Below are 14,805 nucleotides of genomic sequence, written 5' to 3'. Positions count from 1 at the left end.
AGGGCGGCTCAGGAGATGCCGTGGGCGGCGAGCTTCTTGCGCAGCGTGGCGCGGTTGATGCCGAGCGCGGCGGCGGCACGGCTCTGGTTGCCTTCGTGGAAGGCGAGCACTTCGCGCAGCAGGGGGCCTTCGACCTCGCGGATGACCAGGGCGTGCAGGCCTTCGCCGCACTCGGTATCGCCGATGTCGGCCAGGTAACGACGCACGGTGCGGCTGACGCATTCGCTGAGGGCGCTCTGCATGGAGGTCTCGTTGGCGGCCTCGACGGCAGTCAGTCTCACAGCGTTCAAGGCATTCCCCTCTCGCAGCCCGGAACAGGGCTCCGGTCAGTTCTTGTTCTAATCGATGGTCACGAGTGCGATACGGCCACGCCGTCAGTCGGCCGCCGAAAGTCGCGAAGGGGACCGAGTGTACTCGCCTCGGAAGGCGAAGTGCAGGCTTGCAAAAAGAAATTTTTTCGAACGGTCAGTCGAAGCTGAAGGCGAACGCGACCGCGCGCTGGCCCGGGTCTTGCACCTCGAACACCATGGCCGTGGTCGCCCCCGCCGCCAGCCCGCGCGCGCGGATGGCGGCATCGCCGACGTAGTCCTCGGGCCGGAAACGGCGCATCGCGAGCTTCTGCCCCTGCGCGTCGGAAAGCACGATGGTGACCACCGGATACGGTTGCCCGAAAGCGGCATCGTTGCGCACGCTGGCGGTGATGAGCAGGGCATCGCGCACGGTGGGGTGCTGCTCGACGTCGCGCGCCAGCAATCGCAGGCGGTCGGGTGCGGCGACGAGCGGGAGACGGCAGCCGACCAGGTCGCACACGCGTGCCAGCATCGGGCCGGCGGTGGCATCGGCGACCAGCATGTCGCGCTCGGCCCAGGCGAGTTGGGCCAGCAGGCCCAGCAGCAGCGCGCTGCAGACGGACACCCAGGCGAAGGTCCGCCAGGAGCGCCGACGGCGCCGCGCGAACGCAGGGGTGAAGGTGAGCTGGCTGAAATCCTCGCCCGCCGCGGGTGATTCCGCGGGCGCGACCTCGTCGACGACGGGCGGTGGCGGAAGGGTTTCGGGTTCGGGCGGACGGGGGCGGAACACGGCCACGTCGACGAGTGGCGGATCCCGGTCGAGCGCGTGCTCGGGCAGGCGCGTGAACGGCTCGGGAGGGAGCTGCTCGGCGAGCGTGCCCAGTGCGTTGAACACGGTGTCGCAGCGATGGCAGCGCACGCAGCCGCAGGCCGGCACCAGCAGCCGGGCATCGAGCTTGTAGACGGTGAGGCACTCGGGACACTGCGTGTACATCGTTCGATCATAGCGTGCGGGGCCGTTAGAATCGTGGTCCTCTTCCCCTTTGCGTGATGCCACGATGCCCTGGCTCGAACTGTCCCTCACCATCCGCGCCGCCGAGCAGCCGCGCGTGGAAGCCGCGCTGGAAGACCTGGGCGCCCTGTCGATCACCTTGCGCGACGCGGACGCGGAGACGCCCGACGAGGAGGCGATCTTCGAGCCCGGCGTCGGCGAGATCCCACTGTGGAACCAGATCGTGCTCAACGCGCTGTTCGATGCCGACGCCGACCGGCGGGGGCTCACCGCGGCGATCGCCGACGACCTGCCCTTCATCGAGCCCGCGCACATCGCCTGGCGCGAGGTCGAAGACCAGGATTGGGAGCGGGCCTGGATGGACCAGTTCAAGCCGATGCCGTTCGGTCGCCGCCTGTGGGTGTATCCGTGGAATATCGAGCCGCCGGTGGACGGCGGCATCGTCGTGGTGCGGCTCGACCCCGGCCTCGCCTTCGGCACCGGCACGCATCCCACCACCGCCATGTGCCTGGAATGGCTCGACGGCCAGCAGCTGGCGGGCAAGCACGTGCTCGACTACGGCTGCGGTTCGGGCATCCTCGCCATCGCCGCGCTGAAGTTGGGGGCCGGTCGCGCCGTGGGCATCGACAACGATCCGCAGGCCTTGCTCGCGTCGCGCGACAACGCCGAACGCAATGGCGTGGACGGCGACCTGGACGTCTATCTGCCGGGCGAGGCGCCGGCGGAACGTGCCGACGTACTCGTGGCGAACATCCTCGCCGGGCCGCTCGGCGAACTGGCGCCGACCTTCGCCGCCGCCGTGAAGCCGGGTGCGCCGTTCGCGCTGTCGGGCATCCTGCAGGGGCAGCACGAGGAATTGCTCGTGCGCTATGCGGAGTGGTTCGAGGGGCTGGAAGTTCGCACGCTGGAGGACTGGGTGCGGATCAGCGGCGTGCGAAAGCGCGATTGAGCGATATCGCTCGGACGCAAGGCGCTGGGTTCCTGCGTTCGCAGGAACGACGAGCTACAAGATTGGAGCGCCACCTAATAGCCCTCACGTCGTTCCTGCGAACGCAGGAACCCAGCGCCTTGAGCACGAAGGGGCGACAACCCGCAAGAAAAGATCCCGCCTCACGGCGGGATTTTTTCATCACTCGGCGGAAGCCTGAGCCTTCTCTTTCTGCTCGGCCATCCGCTTCTCCAGGTAGTGGATGTTCTGTCCACCCTGCTGGAAGCCCACGTCGGCCATGATCCGCTGCTGCAGCGGGATGTTGCACTTGACGCCCTCGATCACCGTCTCGGTGAGCGCCATGCGCATGCGCGCGATGGCGGTGGCGCGATCGGGGCCGTGCACGATCAGCTTGCCGATCATCGAGTCGTAGTTCGGCGGGATGCGGTAGCCGTCGTACAGATGCGTGTCCACGCGCACGCCGGGACCACCCGGCGCCTCGAACCGCTTCACCGTGCCGGGACTCGGCATGAAGGTGTCGGGATCCTCGGCGTTGATGCGGCACTCGATGGCATGGCCGGTGAGCACGATGTCTTCCTGGCGGATCGACAGCTTGTGGCCGCTGGCGATGAGCAATTGCTCGCGCACGAGGTCGATGCCCGTGACCAGCTCCGTCACCGGATGCTCCACCTGGATGCGGGTGTTCATCTCGATGAAGTAGAAGCGGCCGTTCTCGAACAGGAACTCGAAGGTGCCCGCGCCGCGATAGCCGATGCGGATGCAGGCGTCGACGCAGACCTTGCCGATCTGCGCGCGCAGCTCCGGCGTGATACCCGGCGCCGGGGCCTCTTCCACCACCTTCTGGTGGCGGCGCTGCATCGAGCAGTCGCGTTCGCCCAGGTGGATGGCGTTGCCCTGGCCGTCGGCCAGTACCTGGATTTCCACGTGGCGCGGGTTCTCCAGGAACTTCTCCATGTAGACCTGATCGTTGCTGAAAGCCGCCTTGGCTTCCTGCTTGGTCATCACGATGGAGTTGGCCAGGTGGGCCTCGGTGCGCACCACGCGCATGCCGCGACCGCCACCGCCGCCCGCGGCCTTGATGATGACCGGGTAGCCGATCTCGCGGGCGATGCGCAGGTTTTCGTCCACGTCGTCGCCGAGCGGGCCGCCCGAACCGGGCACGCAGGGCACGCCGGCGGCCTTCATGGCGCGGATGGCCTCGACCTTGTCGCCCATCAGGCGGATCACGTCGGCCGTGGGGCCGATGAAGACGAAGCCCGACTTCTCCACCTGTTCGGCGAAGTTGGCGTTCTCGGAGAGAAAGCCGTAGCCCGGGTGGATGGCGCCGGCGTCGGTGATCTCGGCGGCCGCGATGATCGCCGGAATGTTGAGGTAGCTGTCGGCCGACGGAGGCGGGCCGATGCATACCGATTCGTCGGCCAGGCCGACGTGCTTGAGGTTGCGATCGACGGTGGAATGCACCGCGACCGTCTTGATGCCCAGCGCGTGGCACGCGCGAAGCACTCGCAGCGCGATTTCGCCGCGATTGGCGATGACGACCTTCTCGAGCATGGCGAGGGCCTCAGGCGATGACGAACATCGGTTCGTCGAATTCCACCGGCTGGCCGTTCTCGACCAGGATGGCGACGACCGTACCGGAGACGTCGGCCTCGATCTGGTTGAACATCTTCATCGCTTCGATGATGCCCAGCGTTTCGCCGGCCTTGACCTGCTTGCCGACGGTGGCGAACGCCGGGGCGCCCGGCGTGGACGAAGCGTAGAAGGTGCCGACCATCGGGGCCTTCACCACATGACCCGCCGGAAGGCCGCTGTCCGCAGGTGCGGCGGCGGGCGCGGGAGCGGCGACGGCCGGCGCGGCCGGTACGGCAGCCGCCGGCGCCGCGATCACCTGCGGCGCGGCCACGGTCACGCCGCCCTTCGGCACGCGCGACAGGCGAACCACTTCTTCGCCTTCCTTGATTTCCAGCTCGGCGAGGTTCGATTCCTCGAGCAGGTCGATGAGCTTCTTGATCTTGCGCAGGTCCATGGGACAAACCTTTACTGGTGGTGGGACGGGCGCCCTCCCGGGGCGCCTCCAAATCGAATCAGGCGGCCGGGACGGCCAGTCGCAGCAGGGTGGCTTCGAGCGCCAGGCGGTAGCTGTCGCCGCCGAAACCGCAGATCACGCCGGCGGCGAGATCGGACATATAGGAGTGGTGGCGGAACGCCTCACGCGCATGCGGGTTGGACAGGTGGATCTCGATGAACGGGATCGCCACGCCGGCCAGCGCATCGCGGATGGCCACGGAGGTATGGGTGAACGCGGCCGGATTGAAGAGGATCCATGCCGTGCCTTCATCGCGCGCCTGGTGGATGCGGGCGATCAGCTCGTGCTCGGCGTTGGACTGGAACCAGCTCAGGTCGTGGCCGGCCGCCTGGGCGCGGGCCGACAGCGTCGCGTTGATGTCGGCCAGGGTCTCGTGACCGTAGACCGACGGCTCGCGCACGCCGAGGAGGTTGAGGTTGGGTCCGTGCAGGACGAGGATCCTGGCCACTGTTCACCTGTGCCGTGGGTCCGGGATTCCGGAACGCCGCGCAGTGTGCGCCTGTCCGGGGAGGTTGTCCAGTTCGGTGACGTTCGACGCAGTTCGCTGGAGATCGTGAATTTCCAGACGGTGCCGTATGGTGGAGGCCTGATTCGCCGATACGATCGGCTCCCACCCCTTCGGTAGGAGACTCACTACCGAAGGGGTGGGAGCCGATCGTATCGGCGAACCCCGCGAAGCGGATGCTTCAAGGCTCGAACAGCTTCCGCCACCCCTCATGCCCCAGCTTGTCCAGCGTCGCCATGTTCGCCTCGAAAATCGCCGAAGCCTCCGGAAAGGCCGCCACGGCCTTGTCGATGCTCGCCTCGCGCAACAGGTGCAAGGTAGGGAAGGGCGAGCGGTTGGTGTAGTTGGTGATGTCGTCGGGGGCCGTGCCCTCGAACTGGAAGTCGGGATGGAAGCTCGCCACCTGGATGTCGCCCTCCAGGTCGAGGTCGGCCACCGTGTCGTCGGCCACCTCGAGGAATTCGTTGAAATCCTCGAAGTCGGCCAGTACGCGCGGGTGGATCAGCAACGTCGTGTCCACGGCCTCCGGGTCGGCGTCGCGCAGAAACTCCAGTTCACGTACCAGGTCGGCATGCAGCTGCAACGGCTGGTCGGCGTCGCTGACCACGTAACGCACTTGCCCCTTGCGCTGCACGGCCTTGGCGAACGGGCACAGGTTGAGGCCGATCACGGCGCGCTCGAGCCAGAGGCGCGTCGCGTCGATAGCCTCGTCGTGGGTGGGCTGGGTGTCCATGGAGACTCTCAGGGGCCGAGCCAGTCGTCGAGCTCGGGGGCGGTGAAGGTGCCGATCTTGCGGCGCTGGATGCGTCCATCTTCGCCGATCAGCACGCTATAGGGCAGCACCCGCAGCGTATTGCCGAACGACAGCGAGCCGCCGGGCGCGTCCGCGTCGACGATCACCACCGGGTAATCCACGGGACTGTCGGCGAGATAGCCGCGTACGCCCGCGGCGGTGTCCTCGGCCACGCCGACCACGGCCACGCCACGGCCGCGATGGCGATCGTAAGCCTGGCTGAGCAACGGCATTTCACGACGGCAGGGCGCGCACCAGCTTGCCCAGAAGTTGAGAAGCACGCGCTTGCCGCGCCAGTCGGACAGGCGGCGGGCCTTGCCGTCCAGGCTCAGGAAGGTCGCGTCGGCGGCGAGGTCGCCCACGTCGGCCACGGTCACGCCCTGCGGCGGGGGCGGGTGCAGCCGGCGGTGTTCCACCCACAGTCCCGCGGCGGCCGCGGCCACCGCGAGCGATACGATCCAGAACGTCGGGCCGCGCGCCATCAACGCGTGGCGGCGGCCAGGGCCTGCTCGACACGGTCGTAGGTGAGCACCGTGGAGAGCTTGCGTCCGTCGCCGCCGCCCTTCGGATACACCACGTAAAGCGGCACGCCCACCGAGTGGTACTGCTCGAGGAAGGCGCCGATGGTGGCGTTCACGTCGGTCCAGTCGCCCTTCATGTAGACGGTGCCGGTCTTCTTGAGCAGGTCGCGGAAGGCCTGGGTGTCGAGCACGGCGCGCTCGTTGGCCTTGCAGGTGATGCACCAGTCGGCGGTCATGTCGACCAGCACCGGCGTACCGGCCGAGCGCAGTTCGGCGAGCTTCTCCGGCGAGTACGGCACCGAGCCGTCGGCGGCAGTGGTGGCCGACGCGGCCTGTGCCGGAAGTCCGTGCACCGTCCACAGGGCGAACGCCGCACCGGCCGCGAGCGCGGCGCTGAAGATCCATGACAGGCCGCCGCGACGGCGTCCATACCACCACAGCGCCATGGCCAGCAGCACGCCACCGGCCAGCACCAGGGCCGAGGCGTCGGCGCCGCGCTGCTTGGTCAGCACCCACAGCAGCCACACGGCCGTGAGGTACATGGGGAAGGCGAGGGCCTGCTTGAGCGTTTCCATCCAGCGTCCCGGGCGAGGCAGCAGGCGCGCCACCGCGGGTACGAAACCGATCAGCAGGAAGGGCAGGGCCAGGCCGAGGCCGAGCGCGAGGAAGATCAGGAAGGCCACGCCGATGGGGGCGGCGAAGGCGAACGCGATGGCCGAACCCATGAAGGGCGCGGTGCAGGGGCTGGCCACCACCACGGCGAGTACGCCGGTGAAGAAGTCGCCGGAAGGGCCCGAGCGGGAGGCGAGCCCGTTGCCGATGTTGCCCAGCGAACCGCCGATCTCGAATACGCCGGACATCGACAGGCCCACGGCGAGCATCACGTAGACCAGCAGGCCCACGGCCACCGGTTGCTGGAACTGGGCGCCCCACTGCACGCCATGGCCGGCGGCGCGGATGCCCACCACCACCAGGCCCAGCGCGGCGAAGGCCACCAGCACGCCGGCGGTGTACCACAGCGCGTGACGGCGCGCGGCGCCCGGGCTCTCGCCGCTTTCCAGCACGGTGATCGCCTTCAGCGAAAGCACCGGCAACACGCAGGGCATGAGGTTGAGCACGAGGCCGCCGAGCAGGGCGAGGCCGATCGCCGCGACGATGCCGACCTTGGCCTCGTCGGCGGGTTCGAGGCCGGCCGGCGGCGGCGTGGGCGCCACCTCGGCGGGGCCGGCCTTCGGCGCCGATTCGGCGGCCGAGCCGATCTGGACCGCGCCGCTACCGAGATCGGCGCTCAGATGGCGGGTCATCACCGGGTAGCAGATGCCGTTCTCGAGGCAGCCCTGGTAGGCCACGTCGAGCTCGACCTTTTTCGCCGCGTCGCCGACGCCTTTCAGCGCCACCGGTACGTCGACCTGGTCGAAATAGACGATGGTGTCGCCGAAGTGTTCGTCGTGGTGCGCGATGCCGCTGGGCCAGTCGGGCTCGCCCGCGGAGACGCCGGACGGCGAGGTCACCGTGATTTGCGTCTTGTCGCGATAGAGGTAGTAGTCCTTCGGCATCGTCCAGCGCAGCACGAGCGTCTTGCCGTCCTTCGCCAGCGCCTCGAAGCGGAAAGCCTGGTCGGCCGGCAGGGCGGCGCCCTCGGTGCCGGGGGCGGCGGTGGGCGCGCCGAGCAGCGACGCACCGTCGGCCGGCGGCGCGGAGGCGGCTGCCGAAGGTGCGGCGGGTGAGGTCGGAATGGTGGACGCGCCGCCGACGGTGAGCTTCAGGTGCTCGGTGTTCGGCGGGTAGCAGATCTTCGGCTCCACCTCGTGGCAGCCCTGGTACTGCACGTCGAGGGCGAGCGTCTTGGTGGCGGCGTCGGCGAGCGTGTAGGGCACGGTGGCCTCGATGTCGCCGTGGTAAATCTCCACGTCGCCGAGGTATTCGTCGTGCTTCTTGATGCCGTCGGGCAACGCGGGCTGGCCCAGCGTCACCGCCGACGGATCGGCCGCCTTGATCTTGATCCGGCCGCGATAGAGGTAGTAGTCCGGCGCGATGCGCCAGTGCAGCTTCACCGTGCCCGGCTGGCTGGGGTCGGACGTGAGGTGGAAGGCCTCGGTGACCGGCAGCAGGTCGTCGTCGCTCTGCGCGAAGGCCGGCAGGGCGAGGAGGATCAGGGTGGCCGTGGCGGCCAGGTTCCGCGCGAAGCGGGCAAACGACGACATGGTGGCTCCGTGGATCGGGGGCGTCGGTGATTATGACCGGGTGAGTGCCGCGTGGCTTACGTCGACGTTGCTTTCCACCCAATCGAGGTAAGGCGCGTGGCCCGCCACCACGGGAAGCGCCACGATCTCGGGTACGTCGTAGGGATGGTGGTTCGCCACGAAGGCGGCCAGCGCCGGAAACGCCTCGCGCGTGCTCTTCACCATGAGCAGAGCCTCCTCGTCGCAGGTGACCTTCCCCTGCCAGCGGTAGGTGGACCGCACGCCGGGCAAGCGGTTCACGCACGCGGCCAGGCGGGATTCGACGATGGCCTTGGCAAGGGCGTCGGCGGCATCGCCGAGGGGGCAGGCGACGAGGACGACGATGCAGTTCGTGTCGGTCATGGACGATTACTCGGAATATTTGAACCGCTGGCCCTTGAACCGTTTCGACGCGCCGCCATCTGTCGGTCAGCGCCAGGGCCTTTACGTTTCGTGACGGGCTTTGGCAAAATTCTGGCACTCACCCCGGCCAAGTGCTAACAGGGTGTATCTTTTTCCTTTTCCATCAACCACCTGCTTGGAGTAGTCATGAGCAAGCTGAAGCCGTTGCATGATCGCGTCATCGTCAAGCGCCTCGAAGAAGAGCGCGTGTCCGCCGGCGGCATCGTCATTCCCGACAGCGCCACCGAAAAGCCCACCCGCGGCAAGGTGATCGCCGCCGGTACCGGCCTGACCCTGGCCAGCGGCACCGTCCGCGCCATGGGCGTGAAGGAAGGCGACGTCGTCCTGTTCGGCAAGTATGCCGGCCAGGAGATCAAGGTCGACGGCGAAGAGCTGGTCTTCCTGAAGGAAGACGACATCGTGGCGATTCTCGAGGGCTGATTTGCGTGAGGCCTGCCCCTGGCGCGTCATTCGCGCTTGCAGGTCCGAGAGCAAGATCAAGAACCCGTTCCCTATTTCAAAATTTTTGAGGCAAAAATTTTATGGCAGCTAAAGAAGTCCGCTTCGGCGAAGACGTCCGCGCACGCATGCTCAAGGGCGTGAACACCCTGGCCAACGCCGTCAAGGTCACCCTCGGTCCCAAGGGCCGCAACGTGGTGCTCGAGAAGAGCTTCGGCACCCCGACCGTCACCAAGGACGGCGTCTCGGTCGCGAAGGAAATCGAACTGGCCGACAAGTACGAGAACATCGGCGCCCAGATCGTGAAGGAAGCCGCCTCGAAGACCTCCGACGTGGCCGGCGACGGCACCACGACGGCCACCGTCCTCGCCCAGGCGTTCATCCAGGAAGGCCTCAAGGCCGTGGCCGCCGGCATCAACCCGATGGATCTCAAGCGCGGCATCGACCAGGCCGTCACGGCCGCCGTCGGCGAGCTGAAGAGCCTCTCCAAGCCCACCGCCGACGACAAGGCCATCGCCCAGGTCGGCACCATCTCGGCCAACTCCGATGCCAACATCGGCGACATCATCGCCAACGCGATGAAGAAGGTCGGCAAGGAAGGCGTGATCACGGTCGAAGAAGGTTCGGGTCTCGAGAACGAACTCGACGTGGTCGAGGGCATGCAGTTCGACCGCGGCTACCTGTCGCCGTACTTCATCAACAACCAGCAGTCGCAGCAGGTTGAACTGGACGACCCGTTCATCCTCATCCACGACAAGAAGATCTCCAACGTCCGCGAACTGCTGCCGGCCCTCGAAGCCGTCGCCAAGGCGGGCAAGCCGCTGCTGATCGTCGCCGAGGAAGTCGAAGGCGAAGCGCTGGCCACCCTCGTGGTCAACACCATCCGCGGCATCGTGAAGGTCGCCGCCGTCAAGGCGCCGGGCTTCGGTGACCGCCGCAAGGCCATCCTCGAAGACATCGCCATCCTCACCAATGGCGTGGTGATCTCCGAAGAAGTGGGCCTGCAGCTCGACAAGGCCACCATCAACGACCTCGGCCGCGCCAAGCGCGTCGTGATCACCAAGGAAAACACCACCATCATCGACGGTGCGGGTGAAGCCGAGAAGATCCAGTCGCGCATCGGCCAGATCAAGGCGCAGATCGAAGAGACCTCCTCGGACTACGATCGCGAGAAGCTGCAGGAGCGCGTGGCCAAGCTGGCCGGCGGCGTGGCCGTCATCAAGGTCGGCGCCGCGACGGAAGTCGAGATGAAGGAAAAGAAGGCCCGCGTCGAAGACGCCCTGCACGCCACCCGTGCGGCCGTCGAGGAAGGCGTGGTCCCGGGCGGCGGTGTCGCCCTCATCCGCGCGCTCAAGGCGCTGGAAGGCCTCAAGGGCGCCAACCAGGACCAGGACCTCGGCATCGCGATCACCCGTCGCACGCTCGAAGCCCCGCTGCGCGCCATCGTCACCAACGCCGGCGAAGAAGCCTCGGTCGTGGTGAACAAGGTGAAGGAAGGCAGCGGTAACTTCGGTTACAACGCCGCGAACGGCGAGTTCGGCGACATGATCCAGTTCGGCATCCTCGATCCGACCAAGGTCACGCGTTCGGCCCTGCAGTTCGCCGCCTCGGTGGCCGGCTCGATCATCACGACCGAAGCCGCCGTCACCGAAGTGCCGAAGAAGGACGAAGGCCACGCCCACGGCGCCCCGGGCGGCATGGGCGGCATGGGTGGCATGGACTTCTAAGTCCGGCTTTCCCTGCGTTCGTCGCAAACGAAGGAGCCCTGCGAAAGCAGGGCTCTTTTTTTGTCGTGAAAGCCGATGGGACGGTGTCGTCCGAGGTGGCGAAAGCGTCTCGACGAACCTTCAGTACGAAATCGTCGCGCTGGTCGCCGTCGTGCTCAACCCATACCCGCACTGCGGATTGATCCCCGACGTATCGCTTCCCTGCCACGGCGGATTGGAAACGCGCGTGTTGTTGCGGTCGTACACCTGGATGTTGCTGAAGGTGATCGGTCCGCCCGGGTATTGGCCGCACGTCGCCACGTTGTATACCTCCAGCACGCCACCGAAAACCCAGGTCAGGTCGGCATAGGGATTGGTGGTGAGCGTCGAGGTACGTCCCGTGGTGGTGTTGCGCGAGTCGATCTTCCACGTCGAGCACGCCTGTCCGGCCGCGCAGGTGGAATAGGTGTCGCCGACCACGACGTCGCCGGCCTTCGCCGGAATCGGATCGCTGTGGAAGGTGGTGCCGTCCACGCAGCAGTTCCAGCTCGCCAGGGTCCATGCCTTGTCGTTGTAACCGTTCCAGCCCAGCACCGGTTGCAGGATCGACTGCACGGTGGGCAATTGTTCCAGGCCGGGGAAGAAATAGATCACCTGGTTGCTCTTGGTCGCCGGCGCGGTCGGCACCGTCCACGTCGCGACGATGCGTCCGATCGGCTTGCCGCTGGTGTAGTTGGCCGCCTGGACCCAGCCGCTCTGCTCCGGCGGTGGCGTGTTGGTGAAGGTATGGCGTCCATCCGCCTCGATGCGCTGGCCCTGTAGCGTGAAGTTGGCCTTGGTGCAGACCGGTGCCCGTTCGACGGCGCCGGAGGCCCGGTGGATGACGCCGTCGGTTTGCACCTGGTCGCCGTCATGCACCGTAGCCACGCAATCGGGTGAGAAATAGCCGTTGGGCGTGACGACGTAATCGTCGGGAATGCCCGCGGGCTTCGCCGAGGTCGGCAGGCTGCCGACCCGGGTGAGCTGCATGGATGCCGAAAGATCTTGCGATTCGGCGGCATGCGCCGCGATCGCTAGGGAGAACATGGCCGCCATGATGCCCGCGTGCGCCACGACCCTGCCGAGTGAAGCGAACCTCTTCATGCGTACGACTCCTGCCTTGATGTGGAAGAGTGTCCATGAAGTGCCGACCGGACCCGGTCGGCACGCGCCCCCGTGTTCCTCCACCTGCATGAGGTGGAAGAACGAGGCTAGCGGTGGGGTAGGCGTCGAACTGTGACCTGCGTGGCGTTCGCGTGGTTCTTGCCGTTTACTGCTCGGCGCCGGCGGCGGCTTCGTGTTCCGCGCTACCCGGCTGTCGGGCGATCGTCGAGATGTCGGGCGTGGCGTACTGCGCCATGATCGGATCGAGCTTGCGCTTCATGCGCAGCAAGGCGACGTTGCCCATGGAGGTGTCGGTGGCTTTCTCGACGTTGTCCTCCGCCGGTGCCGGCGCGTCCGGTGCGTGGGTGAGCGCGGCGAGCCGGGGACCGATCACCTGGGTGAGCGCGAAATAAGGATCGTCGTGGATGCCGGCACGTTCGAGCAGGCGTCCCGGCAGCATCCATGCGGCCACGTCGTCGCGCTGCGGCGCGGGGCCATCGCCATGCGAGTCGACGAGAATGTAGGGCACCGTCTGCGAGAGCATGTTGCCGCCATCGACGAAGCCGAGCTTGTCGTAGGCTTCCGTCAACGCGGGCAGGTGGTCGCCGTAGAACAGCAGCAGCGTGGGGCGCTCGCGTTTGGCGAGCAGGTCGGCGAGACGTCCCAGTTCCGCGTCGGCGTGGCGCATGTGGTAGACGTAGTTGCGCAACTGCAACTTCGCCGCGTCGCTCAGGCCGTCCGGCACGGCGATGGCGTCGCGTTCCGCGACGTCGACGTTGGGCGATTTGTCGTACGGGCCGTGCGCCTCCATGCTGATGGCGAAAACGAAACGCGGCGGGCCGTCGCCCTTGAGCTGGCGCATGATCTCGTCGGTCATCGCGCTGTCGGCCATGTACTCGCCGCTTCGCGCGAAGTCCTTCGGGAAATCCGCCTGCGATACGAAGCGATCGAAACCGAGCGATTTGAAGGCGCTGGTGCGATTCCAGAAGCCGGGGTCGTTGCCGTGCACGGCGATGGTCTCGTAGCCGTGCGAACGCAGCGTGCGGACCATGCCCGGCATCACGCCCGAATGCATCTGCAGATAGGGAAACTGCATGGTCGGGAAATAGCGCAGCGACAAGCCGGTGAGCACTTCGAACTCGGTGCGGATGGTGCCCCCGCCGAACGTCGGTACGTGCAGCTGGCCGAAGCTCGCGTGCGCCGCGAGACGATGCAGGTTGGGCGCCAGGTCTTGCCCTTCCATTCCGCGGATCACGGAGGGATCGAAGAACGACTCGCTCTGCACCACGACGATGTCGGGCGTCTGCCGGTGGTTGGCGGCGGCTTCGGTCATGTGTTCGCGCAATGGGCCGTCGGTACTCGCGATGAAGCGCGCGGCACCGTCCGGATCGGCTTTCTGCTTCTTGCCGGCGTCTTGCAGGCGAAACTGCATGATCGTGGTGACCACGCCGTTGTAACCCGCGTTTGCCGCGGCGGACCAGGGCTGCATGCCGAGGCGGTCCTTGTCGTACATCTTCGACCACGCGGGGACGCCGGCCATCAGCGTGCCGATCAGGGCGAACAGGGCGAGTCCGCTGACGAGGCGGCGGCCGTGCGTCCGGCGGTCGAACAGCGGCGGCTCGAGGCGCGCGGCAAGCACCACGAGCGCGATGGCGGCGACGATGCCGAGATAAGGCAGGGGGTTTGCCGGCAGATAGCTGCCCAGCAGGTGCAGTCCGCCGTTCTTCAGCTGCCCCACCATGCGGAAGTCGGCCGGCAGCAAGGGCGAGCCGAGGTTTTTCATCTTGATGGCGCTGACCGCCAGCACCGTGCCCTGCGCGAGGAACGCCAGTCCGAACGACAGCCATGCCCGCCGGGTGAGCACGAGCAGCAAAGCCGCGATGAGCAGTCCCGGAAACGCGTTGACGAACATGTGCCACGGCCGGTCGGCCCACTGCGCGCTGGCCACGCCGGGGTTGCCATCCATGAAACCCGTGTACAGCACGAAAGCCACCGCCAGCAGCAGCGGCAGGGCGATGCGCGATGCCATATCACGATACGTTGAGACGTTTCGGAGCATTGCGGTCTCTGTGACAGCCTGTCATCGAGGGGAAGGCGACTGTAACCGAATGGACATGAATAGGCGGGCAGGCCGGATGTTCCAACGGCGTGAAATGTCGAGACGCCCCGCTCCGGCGCACGTGGGCGTGAGACGCGGTGATAACGTCGGTTCCGGGGAATCGGGATCGATCACCTTCGTCGACAACCAAGGAGCTTCACCTTGATAAAACGTACGACCCGCGGCGCCGTTCGCACCCTTCTCGCCGCCACCCTGCTGGCCGGCGCCGGCATGGCGGAAGCGGCAGGCGCCCGCTATTTTTCGTTCATCAACTATGCCGGGGAGCCGACCTACGCCCCCAACGAATTCGTCGTGGAAGTCCGCGATCCGGCTCTGGCCGAGCGTTATTCGCAAATCCTGCGCAATATCGAGAAACAGCCGCACGTGGCATTCATCGCGAACGTGCTGCCGGGGAGGGCACCCTATAACGAGGCCTGGGCCTTCCACGTGGACCCGGCATCGCTGAAGCCCCCCACGGATGCCTCGTTCCATGAGTGTTCCCTCAGCGCGGAGGACGTCGAGGAAAACCTCTGGGCGGTGGGCGACCAGATCCTGCCCGGCAGGATGTGGTGCCCGTGGACCATGCGCCTCTCGCGCGAAGTGAAGCGCTGACGGACGG

General features: G+C 66.9%; 15 protein-coding genes. 4 read left to right on the top strand and 11 right to left on the bottom strand.

The features are described from left to right. Positions 1-8 precede the first annotated feature (8 nt). Both L2Y94_RS18570 and L2Y94_RS18565 read right to left on the bottom strand, forming a co-directional pair. A complete protein-coding gene (locus L2Y94_RS18570) occupies positions 9-242 on the bottom strand; it encodes a helix-turn-helix domain-containing protein (RefSeq protein WP_144916331.1) in 234 nt (77 codons plus the stop codon). 223 nt (positions 243-465) lie between these two features. Next, positions 466-1,284, bottom strand: a complete 819-nt coding sequence (locus L2Y94_RS18565) for a zinc-ribbon and DUF3426 domain-containing protein (protein WP_247370914.1) — start codon at positions 1,282-1,284, stop codon at positions 466-468. 64 nt (positions 1,285-1,348) lie between these two features. Between L2Y94_RS18565 and prmA the strand changes: the two genes are divergently transcribed. After that, entirely contained in the window at positions 1,349-2,251 is a 903-nt protein-coding gene (gene prmA / locus L2Y94_RS18560) for a 50S ribosomal protein L11 methyltransferase (RefSeq protein WP_247370911.1), read from the top strand. A gap of 180 nt (positions 2,252-2,431) precedes the next feature. On the opposite strand, the gene accC is transcribed toward prmA, so the two are convergent. The 7 genes from accC to cutA form a co-directional block, all read right to left on the bottom strand. Then, positions 2,432-3,802: an acetyl-CoA carboxylase biotin carboxylase subunit gene (accC, locus tag L2Y94_RS18555; RefSeq protein ID WP_144916339.1), complete on the bottom strand. Its 1,371-nt coding sequence runs from the start codon at positions 3,800-3,802 to the stop codon at positions 2,432-2,434. Positions 3,803-3,812: 10 nt separating this feature from the next. Continuing rightward, positions 3,813-4,277 carry an acetyl-CoA carboxylase biotin carboxyl carrier protein gene (accB, locus tag L2Y94_RS18550; RefSeq protein WP_247370908.1) on the bottom strand — a complete coding sequence of 155 codons (465 nt, stop codon included), beginning with the start codon at positions 4,275-4,277 and terminating at the stop codon, positions 3,813-3,815. 58 nt (positions 4,278-4,335) lie between these two features. Beyond that, the gene (aroQ, locus tag L2Y94_RS18545) at positions 4,336-4,785 is read right to left on the bottom strand and encodes a type II 3-dehydroquinate dehydratase (protein WP_144916344.1); all 450 of its coding nucleotides are present in this window, start codon (positions 4,783-4,785) and stop codon (positions 4,336-4,338) included. Between the two features lie 238 nt (positions 4,786-5,023). Further along, positions 5,024-5,575 carry a DUF1415 domain-containing protein gene (locus tag L2Y94_RS18540; protein WP_247370905.1) on the bottom strand — a complete coding sequence of 184 codons (552 nt, stop codon included), beginning with the start codon at positions 5,573-5,575 and terminating at the stop codon, positions 5,024-5,026. 8 nt (positions 5,576-5,583) lie between these two features. After that, entirely contained in the window at positions 5,584-6,117 is a 534-nt protein-coding gene (locus L2Y94_RS18535) for a TlpA family protein disulfide reductase (RefSeq protein WP_247370903.1), read from the bottom strand. After that, a complete protein-coding gene (locus L2Y94_RS18530) occupies positions 6,117-8,360 on the bottom strand; it encodes a protein-disulfide reductase DsbD family protein (RefSeq protein WP_247370900.1) in 2,244 nt (747 codons plus the stop codon). The genes L2Y94_RS18535 and L2Y94_RS18530 overlap by 1 nt, the downstream gene beginning before the upstream one ends. A gap of 30 nt (positions 8,361-8,390) precedes the next feature. Beyond that, positions 8,391-8,741 carry a divalent-cation tolerance protein CutA gene (gene cutA, locus L2Y94_RS18525; RefSeq protein WP_247370898.1) on the bottom strand — a complete coding sequence of 117 codons (351 nt, stop codon included), beginning with the start codon at positions 8,739-8,741 and terminating at the stop codon, positions 8,391-8,393. 186 nt (positions 8,742-8,927) lie between these two features. Here cutA and L2Y94_RS18520 point away from each other — a divergent pair, with 186 nt between their 5' ends. Together L2Y94_RS18520 and groL are read left to right on the top strand one after the other, a co-directional pair. Further along, entirely contained in the window at positions 8,928-9,221 is a 294-nt protein-coding gene (locus tag L2Y94_RS18520; protein ID WP_144916355.1) for a co-chaperone GroES, read from the top strand. A 101-nt stretch (positions 9,222-9,322) separates the two neighbouring features. Then, positions 9,323-10,966, top strand: a complete 1,644-nt coding sequence (gene groL / locus L2Y94_RS18515) for a chaperonin GroEL (protein WP_247370896.1) — start codon at positions 9,323-9,325, stop codon at positions 10,964-10,966. Between the two features lie 120 nt (positions 10,967-11,086). Here groL and L2Y94_RS18510 read toward each other — a convergent pair whose 3' ends face one another. Then, positions 11,087-12,088, bottom strand: coding sequence for a hypothetical protein (locus L2Y94_RS18510; protein ID WP_247370894.1), 1,002 nt, complete (start codon positions 12,086-12,088; stop codon positions 11,087-11,089). 166 nt (positions 12,089-12,254) lie between these two features. Continuing rightward, positions 12,255-14,117, bottom strand: a complete 1,863-nt coding sequence (locus L2Y94_RS18505; RefSeq protein WP_247370891.1) for an LTA synthase family protein — start codon at positions 14,115-14,117, stop codon at positions 12,255-12,257. A gap of 231 nt (positions 14,118-14,348) precedes the next feature. On the opposite strand from L2Y94_RS18505, the gene L2Y94_RS18500 reads away from it, so the two are divergent. Continuing rightward, on the top strand, positions 14,349-14,798 hold the full coding sequence (locus L2Y94_RS18500; protein ID WP_247370890.1) for a BP74-related protein: 450 nt from the start codon (positions 14,349-14,351) through the stop codon (positions 14,796-14,798). Positions 14,799-14,805: the final 7 nt, after the last annotated feature.

The organism is Luteibacter aegosomatis (genome assembly GCF_023078455.1).
GTDB lineage: Bacteria > Pseudomonadota > Gammaproteobacteria > Xanthomonadales > Rhodanobacteraceae > Luteibacter > Luteibacter aegosomatis.
Note: the sequence above shows the minus strand (reverse complement) of the source record. Positions and strands in the feature narration are given on the sequence as shown.